At 63.3% G+C, this 16,434-nt stretch carries 15 protein-coding genes; 2 read left to right on the forward strand and 13 right to left on the reverse strand.

Annotation, left to right across the window (positions count from 1 at the left end):
- Positions 1 to 134 precede the first annotated feature (134 nt).
- Positions 135 to 1,118, forward strand: a complete 984-nt coding sequence (gene dprA, locus C795_RS0104270; protein WP_017792521.1) for a DNA-processing protein DprA — start codon at positions 135 to 137, stop codon at positions 1,116 to 1,118.
- Between the two features lie 3 nt (positions 1,119 to 1,121).
- Here dprA and C795_RS16830 read toward each other — a convergent pair whose 3' ends face one another.
- From C795_RS16830 to C795_RS0104330, 13 genes are all read right to left on the reverse strand, one after another.
- On the reverse strand, positions 1,122 to 1,328 hold the full coding sequence (locus C795_RS16830; RefSeq protein WP_083879129.1) for an excisionase family DNA-binding protein: 207 nt from the start codon (positions 1,326 to 1,328) through the stop codon (positions 1,122 to 1,124).
- Positions 1,329 to 1,386: 58 nt separating this feature from the next.
- Positions 1,387 to 2,667, reverse strand: a complete 1,281-nt coding sequence (locus tag C795_RS0104275) for a tyrosine-type recombinase/integrase (protein WP_017792522.1) — start codon at positions 2,665 to 2,667, stop codon at positions 1,387 to 1,389.
- A 363-nt stretch (positions 2,668 to 3,030) separates the two neighbouring features.
- Positions 3,031 to 4,008 (reverse strand): class 1b ribonucleoside-diphosphate reductase subunit beta, encoded by a 978-nt coding sequence (nrdF, locus tag C795_RS0104280; protein WP_017792523.1) that lies wholly within the window; start codon positions 4,006 to 4,008, stop codon positions 3,031 to 3,033.
- 436 nt (positions 4,009 to 4,444) lie between these two features.
- Positions 4,445 to 6,583 carry a class 1b ribonucleoside-diphosphate reductase subunit alpha gene (gene nrdE, locus C795_RS0104285; RefSeq protein ID WP_017792524.1) on the reverse strand — a complete coding sequence of 713 codons (2,139 nt, stop codon included), beginning with the start codon at positions 6,581 to 6,583 and terminating at the stop codon, positions 4,445 to 4,447.
- On the reverse strand, positions 6,583 to 6,984 hold the full coding sequence (nrdI, locus tag C795_RS0104290) for a class Ib ribonucleoside-diphosphate reductase assembly flavoprotein NrdI (RefSeq protein ID WP_026139438.1): 402 nt from the start codon (positions 6,982 to 6,984) through the stop codon (positions 6,583 to 6,585). Before nrdI ends, nrdE begins: the two co-directional genes overlap by 1 nt.
- A 65-nt stretch (positions 6,985 to 7,049) precedes the next feature.
- The gene (nrdH, locus tag C795_RS0104295) at positions 7,050 to 7,283 is read right to left on the reverse strand and encodes a glutaredoxin-like protein NrdH (RefSeq protein ID WP_017792526.1); all 234 of its coding nucleotides are present in this window, start codon (positions 7,281 to 7,283) and stop codon (positions 7,050 to 7,052) included.
- Between the two features lie 247 nt (positions 7,284 to 7,530).
- Positions 7,531 to 7,956: a hypothetical protein gene (locus C795_RS17135; RefSeq protein ID WP_157486956.1), complete on the reverse strand. Its 426-nt coding sequence runs from the start codon at positions 7,954 to 7,956 to the stop codon at positions 7,531 to 7,533.
- A 37-nt stretch (positions 7,957 to 7,993) separates the two neighbouring features.
- Positions 7,994 to 8,452 (reverse strand): 23S rRNA (pseudouridine(1915)-N(3))-methyltransferase RlmH, encoded by a 459-nt coding sequence (locus C795_RS0104305; RefSeq protein ID WP_017792528.1) that lies wholly within the window; start codon positions 8,450 to 8,452, stop codon positions 7,994 to 7,996.
- Positions 8,449 to 9,687 (reverse strand): pyridoxal phosphate-dependent aminotransferase, encoded by a 1,239-nt coding sequence (locus C795_RS0104310; protein WP_033349076.1) that lies wholly within the window; start codon positions 9,685 to 9,687, stop codon positions 8,449 to 8,451. The genes C795_RS0104305 and C795_RS0104310 overlap by 4 nt, the downstream gene beginning before the upstream one ends.
- 27 nt (positions 9,688 to 9,714) lie before the next feature.
- A complete protein-coding gene (locus tag C795_RS0104315) occupies positions 9,715 to 11,568 on the reverse strand; it encodes an ABC transporter ATP-binding protein (protein WP_026139440.1) in 1,854 nt (617 codons plus the stop codon).
- A 36-nt stretch (positions 11,569 to 11,604) separates the two neighbouring features.
- Positions 11,605 to 12,702, reverse strand: coding sequence for a DUF2207 family protein (locus tag C795_RS0104320; protein ID WP_017792531.1), 1,098 nt, complete (start codon positions 12,700 to 12,702; stop codon positions 11,605 to 11,607).
- A gap of 9 nt (positions 12,703 to 12,711) precedes the next feature.
- On the reverse strand, positions 12,712 to 14,055 hold the full coding sequence (locus C795_RS0104325) for a phenylacetate--CoA ligase family protein (RefSeq protein ID WP_017792532.1): 1,344 nt from the start codon (positions 14,053 to 14,055) through the stop codon (positions 12,712 to 12,714).
- Between the two features lie 46 nt (positions 14,056 to 14,101).
- Positions 14,102 to 14,839, reverse strand: a complete 738-nt coding sequence (locus C795_RS0104330) for a CDP-alcohol phosphatidyltransferase family protein (RefSeq protein ID WP_017792533.1) — start codon at positions 14,837 to 14,839, stop codon at positions 14,102 to 14,104.
- A 117-nt stretch (positions 14,840 to 14,956) separates the two neighbouring features.
- Here C795_RS0104330 and C795_RS0104335 point away from each other — a divergent pair, with 117 nt between their 5' ends.
- Positions 14,957 to 16,420, forward strand: a complete 1,464-nt coding sequence (locus tag C795_RS0104335) for a glucosamine inositolphosphorylceramide transferase family protein (protein WP_017792534.1) — start codon at positions 14,957 to 14,959, stop codon at positions 16,418 to 16,420.
- Positions 16,421 to 16,434: the final 14 nt, after the last annotated feature.

Consider the following 16,434-nt stretch of genomic DNA (forward strand, 5'->3'; position numbering starts at 1 on the left):
CCGTGAGGGCCGCCCCGAAGGGCCTGCTATTTGTGGACGTGCCTCATCTTCCAATGTACGCCCCCTTTTACAGATGCGAAAGGGGTCGGATGAGGCGCACCTTCTAGAAGAAGTCACTCTCGAAGGAGGCCACCATGCCCGCGCTCACCGCTCTTACTAGGGATGATCGTTCCGCCCGCGTATTGCTGTCGATGATCGGCACCCCCGCTGACATCGCCACGGGAAACTTGCTCGCCGAGGTGGGCGCAGCAGAGCTGATCTCGATCGCCGAGGGGGACGGCACGGTCCCGGGAATGGATCGCGTTGAGGCTGCGGTGTGGCGCGATCGGCTCCTTTCAGTTGCCGCCCCGGGTCGCCTTGCCGAGCGAATAGTTGAGGCCAGCGAGTTCCGTGTGATCATTCCCAGCGACCCTGACTGGCCAGCGGCGCTTAACGATCTCGGCCCTCGTGCCCCGTACGCGCTCTGGGTAAAGGGGCGCACGGAGTTGCTCGCTGAGCCGCTCCCGCAGCGCATCACCGTCACGGGCGCCCGCGCCGCCACCTCATACGGCGCGCATGTCACCGACGAATTGTGCGGAGACATCGCTCAGGGCGGCAGAACACTGGTCGCAGGCGCGGCGTACGGGATCGAGGCCTCCGCGCACCGTGCCGCCCTCATCCGAGATGCGAACACGATCGCGGTGCTCGCTTCTGGCGTCGATCGCCCATACCCCGCGGGCCACGCTGACCTCATCGATCGCATTGCCCGAGAGGGCCTGGTGCTGTCCGAGGTGCCACCGTCGGTCGCGCCGACTCGCCAGCGGTTTATCGACCGATCGCGCATCCTCGCCGCTCTGTCGAGCGCGATAATCATCGTTGAAGCAGGATCCCGGTCAGGTTCGTTGCACACGGCCACCGAGGCGACGCAGCTGGGGCGCTTCGTCGGCGCAGTCCCCGGGCCCATAACGAGCGCCGCCAGCACTGGCACCAACCTGCTGCTGCAAGGTGGCCACGCCCGTGTCGTCACCAGTGGAGCCGACATCGTACGAATGATGGAGGGCGAGACGAGCGCCCCTGCGCGGAGTGTGATCCGCGCAGGGGCGCCGCATGCTGTCTCACCCAAAAGCCGGGTGCTGTAACTTCTATCTTGCTGTGGGAATCTCGACCACCAAACTCCGGCGAAGCTCGTCGAGATCAACGCGGATGAGTCGGCCGACCCGATACCCGCGGACGGTGCCGTCAGCGATTCGACGTCTGATGGTCTTGACCGAAACTCCCAGATTCTCGGCCGCGACCGCCAATGGAACCAGCGCGGATTCGTGTGCATCGGATGGAGTGCGAGCAGTCATGGTGTTACCTCCCTGTAAGCGAATTGGTGTCACTCCACAGGTGTCCTCGGCTGTCCGGTTAGGTCTCCTCGCCGCCGTCACCTTCTTTCTTTGCTCGGGCAATGCTCGTGCTAACACGATCGCTCATACGGTCGGCCAGTTCCCGGTCTCGATTCATCGTGGCGTGCTGATAACGCAACACGATGTGAATGTCAGCGTGACCGCCGCGTCTCATCAGCTCCGCGAGCGTCGCCCCCTCTTGCGCGAAGATCGTCAGCCCCGTGTGCCTCAGGTCGTGAAATCTGAAGCGGTGAGGCAGCCCCGCGACGCCGTCTCGCACGTCAGCCCAGATGTATCCCCAACGGGTGTTCGACAGCGGGATGCTCCCCCGGCGGTCGGCCGGGAGCACCGGCGCCTTCGCGTCGGACGAAACGTAGTCCTCCAAGTGCTGCTGCAGCCGACCGATCATGAGCTTCGGGATGCTGAGGGATCGCCTGCCAGCCTCACTCTTCAGATCGGTGTAGCCACCGGTGTTGGCGTTGAGCTGGCGCCGCACATGCAGTGTGGCGCTTCCGTCGTCGTGCCACTCGATGTCACGACGTTGCAGGCCGAGGCACTCACCTCGGCGCAGCTGACACCATGCCGCGAGCAGCACCGCGATAGCCCACTGATCTGGAACCGCCTCGTACAGTGCTTCAACCTGAATGGGATTCGCAACGTCTTCACCCGCGTCGTGGTCTGCGTCGTGCCTCACCGACTCTTGCCGCGGTACCGATACATTCGGTGCCGCCGGGATGATGCCGTCTCGTGCGGCCTGCCGAAGGATCATCATGAGCACGATGAGCACCGGTCTCGTAATGCCGTTGAACTTCGAGTTCGGGTTGAGCGGCGCGGGGATCTGATCAAGCCGGTCCGTCATCACCTTGATGCGGGCGGCGTCGATCTCGCGCACCGGAGTGCTTCCGAACTCTGGAACGAGGTAGCCGGTAACCTTCCCCTGGTACGAGCGCACCGTACCAACCGCCCGTTTCTTACCGCTGCGATTGGGTTCGGTACGGATCATTTCAAGCCAACGCTTGGAATACTCCTCGAAGCCCAACGACTGCGCCTGTTCGATCTCCAGCTCGGCTTGCAGCCGCGCTGCAATCTGCTCCGGTGGCTCCCAAAGGCCCCGTGCCATCTTCGATTGCACCCCGGCAAGCCAGGTTCGTGCATCCGTTTTGGTGAGAAAGGTGAGCGGCCGGTCTTGATCGGTTCTGGCCGTGTAGGTCGTTCCGTCGAGTCCTGGGTATCGAGCTTGCCAGCGGCCCGATGGGAGCTTGCGCAGGCTCCCCCAATTCTCGCGTTTGCTGTTGCTCATGATGCCCTCCCATGGACTCGAACGGACGCTGGCGGACCGTCGTGCCACTTCGTGCCACTCGACCTCACACCCCTCCTAGATCCGCATGATTCCGCGGATCTCCGGGGGTTGATTCGATCGTTCGTGGCACGAAGTGGCACGGCTTGGGCGGTGCAGCAACCGCAAATTCCGGTCGCTACCTCGCCCTCCTTCCGCATGGAAGGTGCGCGCGTGCCATCCCCGTGCCACTTCGGGTGGGTATTCCTGTTCATCTCTGTTCTCCTCTGTCTTTCGACTGGGAGACACGAAAACGCCCCTGATCTGCGAAAACTCGCGGATCAGGGGCGTGAACAGGTATTTAGGCGGGGCCTCTAAGAAGAAATCTTAGAAGTCCCAATCCTCGTCCTCGGTGGCCTCGGCCTTGCCGATGACGTAGCTCGAGCCCGAGCCCGAGAAGAAGTCGTGGTTCTCGTCAGCGTTGGGCGACAGCGAAGACATGATCGCCGGGTTGACGTCGCACATCTCCTTGGGGAACATCGGCTCGTAACCGAGGTTCATGAGCGCCTTGTTCGCGTTGTAGTGCAGGAACTTCTTGACGTCTTCGGTCAGGCCTACGGGATCGTAGAGATCCTGTGTGTAAAGCACCTCGTTCTCGTAGAGCTCGTACATCAGATCGAACGTGTACGCCTTGAGCTCTTCCTGACGCTCGGGCGTCTCCTTGGCGACACTCTGCTGGTACTTGTAGCCGATGTAGTAGCCGTGCACGGCCTCGTCGCGAATAATGAGGCGGATCAGGTCTGCCGTGTTCGTGAGCTTCGCCTTCGACGACCAGTAGATCGGCAGGTAGAAACCCGAGTAGAACAGGAACGACTCGAGCAGGGTCGATGCGACCTTGCGCTTGAGCGGGTCGTCGCCCTCGTAGTAGTCGACGATGATCTGTGCCTTCTTCTGAAGGTACTGGTTCTCGACCGACCAGCGGAACGCGTCGTCGATCTCCTGCGTCGAGCAGAGCGTCGAGAAGATACTGGAGTACGACTTCGCGTGCACCGACTCCATGAACGCGATGTTCGTGAGCACGGCTTCCTCGTGCGGGGTGATCGCATCAGGGATCAGCGAGACGGCGCCGACGGTGCCCTGGATCGTGTCGAGCAGGGTGAGTCCGGTGAAGACGCGCTCCGTGAGGCGCTTCTCGGCGTCGGTGAAGGTCGCCCACGACTGCACGTCGTTTGACAACGGCACCTTCTCAGGCAGCCAGAAGTTGTTGACGAGACGGTTCCAGACCTCAAGGTCCTTTTCGTCCTCGATGCGGTTCCAATTGATCGCCTGCACCGCGTGGCCCAGCTTGAACGGCTTCGGGTTCATGTGTGTAACTTCTCCTGACAGTCCTCGGAACACGAGCGACAGCCTCACCCACTGGCAGGGACTGCGCTAAACAAGCGTTTCGACAAGCAAAACACCCATAATCTTTGCCAGCTTACCGCTCTAGGTGGCTTTCGTCACCTCGACACTCAAGCACTACATGTTGTGCCCTATGGTGCAATATTTCCCACATCGTGTGCTTTGTTTCGCATGAGCACACAGGTGAACACGGGAAGCCTAACTCGGGGTTGCATGCCCCACGCGGGGCCGCTGCCCTACTGGGGCCACACCCTGGGGTAATGGGCACGCTTTACCCCTCGCCGTGGCCCCTATGGGCTTGCAGGCTCGAGGAACCCCGACCCTGGGGGCTCCCATAAGCGCAAAGCAAAAGAAGGAGTGGCCCCGGCTGGGACCACTCCTTCTTGTCAGCGACTGCTCACTAGAGCATGCAGCTGACGCACTCCGTCATGTCAGTGCCCTCGAGGGCGAGCTGACGGATCCGGATGTAGTAGATCGTCTTGATGCCCTTGCGCCATGCGTAGATCTGCGCGCGGTTGATGTCGCGGGTCGTCGCCGTGTCCTTGAAGAACAGCGTGAGCGAGAGGCCCTGGTCGACGTGCTGCGTTGCCGCGGCGTAGGTGTCGATGATCTTCTCGGGGCCGATCTCGTAGGCGTCCTCGTAGAACTCAAGGTTGTCGTTCGTCATGAACGGAGCCGGGTAGTAGACGCGGCCCAGCTTGCCTTCCTTGCGAATCTCAACCTTCGAGGCGATCGGGTGGATCGAGCTCGTCGAGTTGTTAATGTACGAGATCGAACCGGTCGGCGGCACAGCCTGCAGATTCTGGTTGTAGATGCCGTGCTCCATGACGCTTGCCTTGAGCTCTGCCCAGTCGGCCTGGGTCGGAATCTCGATGCCGGCGTTTGCGAACATCTCGGCAACGCGGGGCGTCTCGGGCAGCCACTCGCTATCGGTGTACTTGTCGAAGAACTCTCCCGACGCGTACTTCGAGTCCTCGAAGCCGCCGAACACCTGCTTACGCTCGATCGAGATCTTGTTCGACGCGGTCAGCGCGTGGAACAGCACCGTGTAGAAGTAGATGTTCGTGAAGTCGATGCCCTCTTCGGAGCCGTAGTGCACGCGCTCACGAGCGAGGTAGCCGTGCAGGTTCATCTGGCCGAGGCCGATGGCGTGCGACTGCGCGTTGCCGTCCTCAATTGAACGCACCGAACGAATCGCGCTCATGTCGCTCACCGCGGTCAGCGACCGGATCGCGAGGTCAACCGTGTCACCCAGGTTGCCGCCGTCCATCGCCATGGCGATGTTCATCGAGCCCAGATTGCACGAGATGTCCTTGCCGATGTCCTTGTAGCTGAGGTCCTCGTTGTACGTGGTCGGGGTGTTGACCTGAAGAATCTCGGAGCAGAGGTTCGACATGTTGATGCGCCCCTTGATCGGGTTCGCCTTGTTCACCGTGTCTTCAAACACGATGTAGGGGTAGCCCGACTCGAACTGCAGCTCAGCGACCGTCTGGAAGAACACGCGCGCGCTGATCTTGGTCTTCTTGATGCGCGAATCGTTGACCATGTCGTAGTAGTGCTCGGTGACCGACAGGTCGCCGAAGGGCACGCCGTAGACCTTCTCGACGTCGTACGGCGAGAAGAGGTACATATCTTCGTTCTTCTTCGCGAGTTCGAACGTGATGTCGGGAACGACGACGCCCAGCGACAGCGTCTTGATACGAATCTTCTCGTCTGCGTTCTCACGCTTGGTGTCGAGGAACTTCATAATGTCGGGGTGGTGTGCCGAGAGGTACACCGCGCCCGCGCCCTGACGCGCACCGAGCTGGTTTGCGTAGCTGAAGCTGTCTTCGAGGAGCTTCATGACGGGAATGATGCCCGAGGACTGGTTCTCGATCTTCTTGATCGGGGCACCCGACTCGCGCACGTTCGACAGCGACAACGCCACGCCACCGCCGCGCTTGGAGAGCTGCAGCGACGAGTTAATGCCGCGCGAGATCGACTCCATGTTGTCCTCGACGCGCAGCAGGAAGCACGAGACGAGCTCACCGCGCTGGGCCTTGCCCAGGTTGAGGAAGGTGGGCGTAGCCGGCTGGAAGCGGCCCGAGATCATCTCGCGCATGAAGCCGCGAGCAAGCTCCTGGTCGCCCTGAGCCAGTCCGAGCGACACCATCACGACGCGGTCCTCGAAGCGCTCGAGGTAACGCTTGCCGTCAAACGTCTTGAGCGCGTACGAGGTGAAGAACTTGAACGCGCCGAGGAACGCGGGGAAGCGGAACTTCATCGCGTAGGCCTCATTGGTGAGGCTCTCGACGAAGGAGATCGAGTACTGGTCGAGCAGTGCCTTCTCGTAGTAATCGTTGTCGATCAGGTAGCGCATGCGCTCTTCGAAGTTGTGGAAGAACACCATGTTCTGGTTCACATGCTGCAGGAAGTACTGGCGCGCAGCCTCACGATCCTTTTCGAACTGGATCTTGCCGTCGGCGTCGTACAGGTTGAGCATCGCGTTCAGCGAGTTAAAATCCATCTCGCTGATCTTTGACGACTCGTGGCCTTCCATTACTGCTGCTTCCAAAACTCATCCAATCCACGCTGCACGGCGGTTACGTCGTCCGGCGTTCCAAATACTTCAAACCGGTAGAGGAAGGGCACTTGGCACTTCCTCGCAATAATGTCTCCTGCAATCGCGAAGCCCGTACCGAAATTCAAGTTTCCGGCGGCCATCACACCGCGAATGAGCCCGCGGTTCTTCTCGTCATTGAGAAATTTGATGACTTGCTTGGGTACGGCCCGGGTCTGCGGGCCACCGCCGTAAGTGGGGACGAGGAGCACATACGGCTCCGTCACCACGAGCGGTTCTTCACGCGCATAGAGGGGGATCCGGATCGCAGGGCGACCCAGCTTTTCAACAAAGCGCTTGGTGTTACCCGAAACGCTCGAGAAATACACCAAATCGGCCATGATCATTTACCTCGATACCGCGATACCCCGAGGTCGTGAGACGCCGGGGTGGGTAAGTCGGGTGGCTAGGCCAACCGACTCGCGAGCGCCGAAATCTTGTCGGGGCGGAAGCCCGACCAGTGTTCGTCGTCGGTCACCACGACGGGAGCCTGGAGGTAGCCCAGTTCCTTCACCGTTTCGAGCGCCGTCTCGTCTTCAGAGAGGTCGAGCACGTTGTACTCAATTCCCTTGCTGTCGAGCGCACGATACGTCGCGGTGCACTGCACGCACGACGGCTTGGTGTATACCGTGATGGCCATTTCACGCCCTTCTTTCAAAACACACGCGCCTCGGCCGAGGCACTACATATAGTGAACCACATCGAGCTCAACCACAACATGGTGTAGTTACAGCAATGTAGTTTTCCACCGGCTCTCCACCGATGCGGGGGCTTTCTTGGGGATTACTTTCCGCATCGTTCTGCGCCTTCAAGCGGGTTATCCACAGGTGTCGGAGGGTGTGTGGAGATTCGCTCCCACCCCTCGCTCGGCGTGTCGCGCGTAGTGGTCATTCGAGCGCGATCGGCCAGAGAAATTCTTGCCCGCCAGGCTCAAACCAGCGCAACACCAACAGCGCATCGGGCGCCGCGGCGCTCACCCCGGCCACGCCACCGCGCACCACGACGCGCACTCGCTCGCCCGGCAGCACGGTGCCTGGCAGGGAGAGCCCCAGCACGCCAGCACCGGCCAGCGCGAAGCGCACCGAGTGCGCGGGCCGATCACCGCAGTGTTCTACCTCTAAGACGCCGGAGGCCGAACGGGCACTCACCCTCCATGGCAACGCGATCGCGCACGGGCGATCTGCGGGCTCTCTCGGCTCAGCGCCCGCCGACGGATCGGCGCGTGCGCGCACCGCGGCGCTGATGTTGGCGGGGCCGACCCGCGCCGCTCGGGGCGGTGGCCGCACCCGTGAACTCAGTCGAAAGGGATTCATGGGTGCAGGGTACGCCGCACCTCAGACGTTGGTGTCGCTACACGTGGTGGTAGGGCCGACCGCCCGCAATCTCCTGCGCCCGGTACAGCTGTTCGGCCAGGATCAGCCGCACGAGCTGGTGCGGAAACACGAGCTTCGACAGGCTCCACACGAAGTCGGCGCGCCCGCGTACCTCGTCGCTCACGCCGTAGGCGCCACCGATCGCCACGACGACCGGGCGGCCCGCATCAAACGCACCCTGCAGCGTCGCCGCGAGCGCGGGCGAGTCCACGTTCTTGCCGCGCTCGTCGAGCAGCACGAGGAACGCGCTCCGATCAACCTTCGCGAGAATCCGCTCCGACTCCTCGGCACGCGCCGCATCGCCCTCTCGGGCCGAGTGCGGCAGCAGCTGCCAGGTCGCGTCGAACGGTTTGCGAAGCCGCTTCTCATAGCGGTCGATGCCGTCAACGACCCACTTCTCATGCTTCTTGCCCACTGCAAGCACCCGCACGCTCACGCAGCCACCACCTGTTCGCCCCGCACCGTCGCGAGATACTCGGCGATACGACCGATCGCTTCTTCGAGCACGGGAACCGTTGGCAGGGTGACAAAGCGCAGGTGATCCGGAGTCGCGAGATTGAAGCCGCGGCCGTTCGTCACCAGCACCCGAGTCGCGCGCAGCAGGTCGATCACAAAGGCCTGGTCGTCGTCGATGCGGTACACCTCGGGATCGAGCCGGGGGAACAGGTACATGGCGCCTCCCGGCAACTCGCACGTGACCCCGGGGATCGACGTGAGCAGGCGATGCGCGGCGTCGCGCTGCTCGCGCAGCCGCCCGCCCGGGGCACACAGCGCGCCGATGCCCGACCATTCAGGGTCGTCGAGCGCCGCGGTGATCGCGTGCTGCGCGGGCACGTTTGAGCACATGCGCATGTTCGTGAGCAGGGTGAGGCCCTCGAGGAAGTCGCGGGCGCGCGCCTTGTCACCTGAGATGGCGAGCCACCCGGCGCGGTAGCCCGCGACGCGCTGGGCCTTCGAGAGCCCGCTGAAGGTGAGGCAGAGCGTATCCCGAGCATGCAGCGCCGCGTGCTCGTGCACCGCCCCGTCGTACAGAATCTTCTCGTAGATCTCGTCAGCCATGAGCACGAGGCCGTGCCGCTCGGCGAGCTCGGCAAACCCGCGCACGAGCTCGGCGCTGTAGACCGCCCCCGTGGGATTGTTGGGATTGATGAGCACGATGCCCTTGGTGGCTGGCGTGATGAGCCGCTCGATCGCGTCGAGATCGGGCATCCACCCGTTCAGTTCGTCGCACGGGTAGTGCACGGCCCGCGCTCCCGAGAGTGTGACCTGGGCGGTCCACAGCGGGTAATCGGGGGCTGGCACCAACACTTCATCACCATCACTCACGAGCGCCTGCAAGACGAGCGAGATGAGTTCGCTGACACCGTTGCCGACGATCACATCCTCGGGCGTGACTCCCGCCACGCCCACGTTCGCGTAGTAGCGGGCCACCGCTTCGCGCGCGGGCAGGATCCCTCGTGAATCGCTGTACCCCTGCGCGTCAGGCAGGGCGCCCCGCAGCGCCTCGACGATCTCGGGCGGGGCCTCGAACCCAAACGGCGCCGGGTTGCCGATGTTGAGCTTGAGGATCTCGTGCCCCTCACGCTCGAGCTTCTCTGCCTCAACGAGGATCGGGCCACGCACGTCGTAGCGCACCCCTCTCAGCTTCTGGGATTGGGTGATTTGACGCATCTGCCGCACGCAAGAAGTGTAATCGCGTTACTGCTGCTGCGCATACAGCTCGGCGTACGCTCCGCCCTGCGCGATGAGTTCAGCATGTGTGCCGTGTTCGAGAATGCGCCCGGCGCCCACCACGTAGATCCGGTCGGCTCCCTCGATCGTCGACAGCCGGTGCGCGATCGCGATCGTGGTGCGGCCACCGCGCGCGCCATCGAGCGCCCGCTGCACCGCACGCTCGTTGACGGTGTCGAGCGCGCTCGTCGCCTCGTCGAGGACGAGCACGCGCGGGTTCTTGAGCAGCACGCGCGCGATCGCGATGCGCTGCTTCTCGCCGCCCGAGAGCCGGTAGCCACGCTCCCCCACGACAGTGTCATAGCCGTGCGCAAACCCCGCGATCGCATCGTGAATGTTCGCGAGCCTCGCGGCCGCTTCGAGCTCCTCGAGCGTCGCATCGGGCTTGCCGTAGCGCAGGTTCTCGGCGATCGTCGCGTGAAACAGGTACGGATCCTGCGTCACGACGCCGATCCGATCCATGAGCGCCTCCTGCCGTAGGTCGCGCACGTCGTCTCCCGCGTAACGCACGCTGCCCGCGGTTGCATCGTAGAGGCGCGGCACGAGCGATCCGATGGTCGTCTTGCCGGATCCGGATGCCCCGACGAAGGCCACAAACTCACCGGGTTCCACCCGAAACGACACCCGGTCGAGCGTGGGGCGCTCAGTCTCCTCGGCATCGGCGTAGCGAAAGGTGACGGCGTCGAACTCGATGCGCCCTGCGCGATCCGGAGCTTCGGAGGGGTCACGCGCATCGGGGGCATCTGAGATCGCAGGCACCAGATTCAGATACTCGAAGATGCGGGCGAACAGCGCTCGCGAGGTCTGGAGGTCGAGCGCGATGCGCATCAGCGCCATGAGCGGGAAGAGCAGCCGCGACTGCACGGTCGTGAACGCGACGATCGTGCCCGCCGTAATGCCGGGGTCGAAACCCTCGCCCTGGGCCGACGTGATGATGAAGCCCGAGACGAGGTAGACGATCGCCGGTACCGCCGACAGAAACACCTGCACCATCGCGAAGAAGTACTGCCCGCTCATGGTCTGGCGCACCTGCAGGTCGATCTGCCGTGCGTTTTCAGCGGCGTAGCGATCGGTTTCGGCCCGCTGGCGGGAGTAGGTCTTGGCGAGCAGCACCCCCGACACCGAGAGGGCCTCCTGGGTGATCGCTGTCATCTCCGACAGTGACTCCTGCGTCTTCCCGGCGATGCGGGCGCGTACCTGGCCGACGCGGCGCTGCGCAATGACGAGCACGGGCATCAGCACGAGCGCGATCAGGGTGAGCTGCCAACTGAGGATGATCATTGCGATCGCCGCCGCGATCACCGTGACGGTGTTACCGATGACGTTTGACACCGTGTTGGTGAGCACGTTGGCGACGCCACCCACGTCGTTTTGCAGCCGAGACTGGATCACGCCGGTCTTGGTGCGTGTGAAGAAGCCGAGCTCCATAGCTTGCAGGTGGGAGAAGAGCCGCACGCGCAGGTCCCCCATCACCCGGTTGCCCACCCGCGCGGTGTAGAGGGTTTGCACGATGCCGAGACCGCTCGACAGCACGAACGCAGTGACCATCGCGCCGACGAGCCAGGCGAGCAGCGGCATGTTGGGGATACCGTCTTGCGGGAACAGGCCGTCGTCGAAGACGCGCTGCGTGATCAGCGGGGGCAAGATGCCGAGCCCTGCCGAGATCATGACGAGCGCGATGATGAGGGCGAGCTGGCGCTTGTACGGCCGAAACAGGTCGGAGATGTGGCGGCCGAGATTTGGAATCTCGGGCGCCGCCGCGTTTTGCTCACGCTGTTTTGCGGAGTCTCCGCCCGCCACTCCGCGCCCACCAGGTCTCATGCCCTGAGCCTAGTACCAGCGCTATGCGCAGCGCCGCTAGATATTGAGCAGGTCGCCGATGCCCTCGAGCACGGCGCCCCCCGCATCGAGCACCTGCCCGACACCGCCAGTCGCCTCGGCGATGTGTGCGGCCATCTCGGCGAGCTGCGTGGCGTACATTGCGAACTCGGCGACCATGATCACATCGTCAAAGCCGGCTGCTGACGCCTCCAGCTGCGAGGATTCGATGCGCAGCACCTCGGCCCACTCCTTCTCCTGCTCAAAGAGGATCGCGTACGGCAACAGCTGCTCGTACACGTGCAACCGGTCAAGCTCGTTCGACACGGGCACCCGTACCGCACCCTGAGGCGACTGCAGCACACGCAAACGGTCGGCCTCGGCCAAGCGAATGTACTCGCGCATCCCTTCGAGGTGACGCCGGGCCATCAGACTTGGCGGTAGAAACCTGCGCCACGGGCGCGGGCAGACGATGAGCGCCGCGATGGTCGCGCAGAAGGCCAGCGCGCCGACCATCACCCCGGCGGGTGCCGTCGCCTCGGTGCCCCATACCGCGCCGCAGATGCCAGCCACGACGACTGTCGCGGCCACCCCAATCCACCCGAACACGTTGACGACGTTGCTCTGCCAGCGCACCGACCGGGCAGCGATCAGCCCCCGGCCAGCAAGATCGGCAACCGTATCGGCGAGCAACGCGGCCGCGCGCTTGCCCGCGGCACCACGATTGGTCACGAGGCGTCGGGCTGTGCGGTCCTTGGTCTGCTCCCCCAGAAACACGGCCAGCACGCGCTGCTCCTGGGCGTTGAACTGCACGCCGGGTGCCAGCTCGATCGAGAGCTGCTGCGCACCACGCTTCGAGGCTGTGGACGCTGCCTGATCCGGCTGCTGGCGATCCGGATCATTCGGTTCAAGCAGCCGAATCTTCTTGCGGATTGCGAGATCGATGAGCGCGGCGGGCAGCGCCCGCGCGTCAGCGTTCGCGAGCACCGCGTCGAAGAGCACCGATGAATTGGGTAGCGGCGCGTACTCGGCGATGACCGTGCCGACGGGTTGCCGGGATCCGCGCCGGGACGCGATCGCGATGATGAGCAGGGTCGCCGCGGGAATGCCGGCGACGAGAATCGCGAAGAAAACCATGGGGCAATTCTAGGTCTCGGGTTCTGCCGCCCCCACCTCGCTGATGATGTACTTGGTTTTGCCGCCGGTCTGCGGCAGGCTGTCCACGTAGTCCACTGTGACCGGCACCTCATCGGCGATGCGCCTTCGCACGTGCGCCAGGGCCTGACGAATATGTTCGTCACCGAGCGGGTCGTCGCCGCGCACCACCTTGATCCGCAGAGAGTAATCGGCGGCCTGGACGACCTGAAACATCCTGACCGACTCGGGGTGCTCCGAGAACATCGTCATCAGTCCGTGATTGATGAGACCTCCACTGGGCAATCGCACGACGTCGGTCGTGCGGCCCTCGGGCTGCGCGATCATAGGCAGCGTCACGCCGCAGGGGCACTCCCGGTCGAGGAGTTTCCCTCGGTCACCCACCCGGTACCGGATCATGGGGAAAACACGGTTGAGCAGGTCAGTGACGACAATATCCCCCACTACTCCCGAGGGCACCGGCTGCCCGTCTGGTCCGAGAATTTCGATACGCCGGGTATCAGCGAAGACGTGCAGGCCCTGGCGCTCGCGACATTCTGCCGCCATCCAGTTGATCTCGGAGCCTCGGTACTCGTCATACACCGGGGTGCCATATACGGAAGCAAGGCGGTGTCGCGCATTATCCGTCAGTGGTGCGGCAGTCGTCGCGACTGCCCTGGGAGTGGGGATCGACAGCCCCTCCGCTTCGAGAAAGTCTGCAAACTCGAGCATCGCCCCAACGTAGCCTTCGATGAGCGCCGGTCGGACCTGCACAATGGAGCGGTGAAATGCTCGCATCGTTGTCGCGTCGAAGAGCTTCGCGTCGAGGTAGATCTGCTTTGACGGCCACCAGGTTACGGCGGTCTTCAGATTGTCCACGAGCCCGAACCCCCAGCGGCCGACGCGTGCGAGATTGTCCCACGGTTCCACCCCCCACCAGCGGTACATTCGCCATGCGTGGGCGAGGGTGGGCACTCGGGAGTCCTGCTGCAACCGGAGCGGTTCACCGCTGCTGCCACCGGTCATCGCTTCCCTGGCCGTGCGCGAGTTGGACTCTGTTGACACAAATTCCCCGCGGTGTTCCTTCACCATCGACCGCTCAACCACTGGGATGCGCTGCCAGGCTTCCGGTTGTTCCAGGTGGGTCAGGTCGACACCACGTTCGGCAAAGGTACGGGCGTAGTAGACCGTGTTTGCCGCCGCGAAGCGCGCGATCGCGGCGGCCTTGGAGGCCTGCAACTCCGAGATTTCTTCGCGAGGTCGATGCTCGTTGGCAAGCAGTTCGTCGAGGAATCTACCTGATCGACGCCGCACCGTGCGGCTCTTCAGCGTGAATGCAGTCTGAGCCAGTCCCATCTCTATCTCCTTGTTGAGGCTCGAAGGTGCGCGGTCGAGATTTGGGTCACTGCCGCTCGTACTCACCGAGCTGTCGATACCACTTGGCGAGGGCCAAGACGAGGAAGAGCGTGTTGCACACGAACATGAGCGTGTACACCCCGAAGAACAGGATCGGCGCCCCCAGGAGCACGAAGATCAGGCAGAACAGCCCGTAGTCCGACGGGAGAATCAGGATCGCGCGCAGGGTTCCGGTGGAGGCCGAGGACGCTGGGGCTTTGCCTCCGGCCGCACGCGCAAGGAGCAGGTCTCGTTCCATCATGCCAAAGAAGACGAGACTATCGACGACGAGGTAGGCGATCGGTACCAGCAGCCATGCCGCCTGCAGGTCGAAGTGGCGATACACCGAGATCAGAATGGCGGAGTGAATCGTGAGCACCTTTGCGGCATCCACAGTGTGATCCAGCCACTCGCCCTGCACACTTCCGCCACCGCGCAGGCGCGCGAGCTGACCATCGGCCGAATCCAGTGCATATCCGAGCATCAACAGTACGCTGACGAGCACTCCCAGCCACCACGCGGGCGCCACCAGCGCGACGAGCGCAATTGCCGAGAAGGTGAAGATCGCACTCACGAAGGTCACCGTATTTGGCGTCCAGCCCAGAACGTGTCCGAAGGCGGCAAACCGACGCCCGAGCGGCCTATTCACGAAGCGAGAATACAGCGGGGTACCGGCGGATGGTTTCTGCGCGCTGCGCAGGCGTTCCAGCGCGGCCCCGTAGCGTCGCTCAGAAACATCGTCCATTTGCATCAGCCCCAATGCCTTGAGCCACCCCAAATAGGCTGCGGCTCTGACTCGTCAGTGAGTTAGGTGAGTACGAGTATAGTCGTCACCAGTCATGTCGATCACTGGAGATGCAACATGAGAATTGAATTGTTCGTCAGCCGAGCGCAGCAGCGAAAGTGGCACGAGGTGCTCGCTCAGTGCCTCCGAGATCTTCCCGGCGTCGAGGTTCGGGTCCACTTGACAGATGATGCAAAAACCCCGGGGTACCGTCGACTGCAACGGCTTCTCTGGCTTGAACGACGGCTGCATCATCTTGATCCCGGCGGGCTCGGGCTCGGGGCCCTCCACGCAACGCCCACGGACCCTCACCCGTTCGAACCCGACATCACGATCGATCTCACCGCCCAGCCGCTGGCCGGGCGGTGGTCGGTTCGGTACGACGGCCGCCCTGGAGAGCAGGCGGCCGTCGACGCGCTTCGCTCTGGGCACTTGCCCCTCGTGAGTATCGTCGATGAAACAGGCAGCGAGCGCGCAACGGGGCGACCCGGGAGCGAAGTACCCGGCTTGTTTTCAACGGCGCTCGCTGATCTCAGTGTGGGAGTATCCACGTTGCTCGTCGGAGCTATCTCGGGAAAGAAATTCGCACTCCCTGACCCCGGCGCCTCCTCCCCTAAGTCGCCCCGGTCACACACCGAAATCGGACTCCGCGGGGTGGCTGGCGCTGCCATCCGCGTTGCGTACCGGGTCGGGTTTCGTTCGCCCCACTGGAGAGTGGGGTGGCGTGCCGCGGGTGATGCCGACGCGCTCACCACTGGTCGGCTCACCGGAGCCCCATGGGCCGATGTCGCCGATGATGGGCACCGATTCTATGCCGATCCGTTTCCATTTGATCGTGGTGGACGCACATACCTCTTTGTTGAAGACTTTGATCACCGCACGGGCAAGGGTGTTATTTCGGTAGCCCCGTGGGACGAACACGGGCAGACGGAAGAGTTCACCCCCGTCCTCATGCACGATGTACATCTGTCCTATCCATTCGTGCTCGAGCATGCCGGGGAGGTGTGGATGATCCCCGAAACCTCGGGAGCAGGCAGAATTGAGCTGTATCGAGCAGTGGAGTTTCCGCACGCGTGGGAGTTACACTCGGTACTCGTGGACGGAGTTGTCGCCAGCGACGCGACCCCCTTCATGCATGCTGACCGCTGGTGGCTCACCGCAACTGTCGGGCTCGGCGGTTCACTCTCGGACAGCCTGTACGTGTGGTCTGCACCTGATTTGTTGGGTCCGTGGACTGAGCACACGAACAATCCGGTGCTCATCGATATTGCGAGCGCTCGGCCGGCTGGCCGAGTCGAGCTTCGCGATGGACGGTTACTGCGACCCGTTCAAGACGGTAGGAAAGGCTACGGTGCGGCGATAAGTGTGGCAGAGATCACTCGGCTCGATGACGATGCTTTCGCACAGACCATCGTTGCTCGGTATGCGTCAGGGGCAGCGTGGCCCGGCACACGCGTGCACACACTGAACCGGAGCGGCGGCATTGAGGTGATCGACGGTTCCAGACTGTCCCCCCGTCTCCGCCGTCCGCGGCGTCGATGATGCGGGGCCCGCTG

It is taken from the genome of Leucobacter salsicius M1-8, assembly GCF_000350525.1.
GTDB lineage: Bacteria > Actinomycetota > Actinomycetes > Actinomycetales > Microbacteriaceae > Leucobacter > Leucobacter salsicius.

Excerpts from the sequence above, each read along its gene's own strand:
- dprA (WP_017792521.1), top strand. The coding sequence starts at position 135 with ATGCCCGCGCTCACCGCTCTTACTAGGGATGATCGTTCCGCCCGCGTA.
- C795_RS16830 (WP_083879129.1), bottom strand. The coding sequence starts at position 1,328 with ATGACTGCTCGCACTCCATCCGATGCACACGAATCCGCGCTGGTTCCA.
- C795_RS0104275 (WP_017792522.1), bottom strand. The coding sequence starts at position 2,667 with ATGAGCAACAGCAAACGCGAGAATTGGGGGAGCCTGCGCAAGCTCCCA.
- nrdF (WP_017792523.1), bottom strand. The coding sequence starts at position 4,008 with ATGAACCCGAAGCCGTTCAAGCTGGGCCACGCGGTGCAGGCGATCAAT.
- nrdE (WP_017792524.1), bottom strand. The coding sequence starts at position 6,583 with ATGGAAGGCCACGAGTCGTCAAAGATCAGCGAGATGGATTTTAACTCG.
- nrdI (WP_026139438.1), bottom strand. The coding sequence starts at position 6,984 with ATGGCCGATTTGGTGTATTTCTCGAGCGTTTCGGGTAACACCAAGCGC.
- nrdH (WP_017792526.1), bottom strand. The coding sequence starts at position 7,283 with ATGGCCATCACGGTATACACCAAGCCGTCGTGCGTGCAGTGCACCGCG.
- C795_RS17135 (WP_157486956.1), bottom strand. The coding sequence starts at position 7,956 with ATGAATCCCTTTCGACTGAGTTCACGGGTGCGGCCACCGCCCCGAGCG.
- C795_RS0104310 (WP_033349076.1), bottom strand. The coding sequence starts at position 9,687 with ATGCGTCAAATCACCCAATCCCAGAAGCTGAGAGGGGTGCGCTACGAC.
- C795_RS0104315 (WP_026139440.1), bottom strand. The coding sequence starts at position 11,568 with ATGAGACCTGGTGGGCGCGGAGTGGCGGGCGGAGACTCCGCAAAACAG.
- C795_RS0104320 (WP_017792531.1), bottom strand. The coding sequence starts at position 12,702 with ATGGTTTTCTTCGCGATTCTCGTCGCCGGCATTCCCGCGGCGACCCTG.
- C795_RS0104325 (WP_017792532.1), bottom strand. The coding sequence starts at position 14,055 with ATGGGACTGGCTCAGACTGCATTCACGCTGAAGAGCCGCACGGTGCGG.
- C795_RS0104330 (WP_017792533.1), bottom strand. The coding sequence starts at position 14,839 with ATGGACGATGTTTCTGAGCGACGCTACGGGGCCGCGCTGGAACGCCTG.
- C795_RS0104335 (WP_017792534.1), top strand. The coding sequence starts at position 14,957 with ATGAGAATTGAATTGTTCGTCAGCCGAGCGCAGCAGCGAAAGTGGCAC.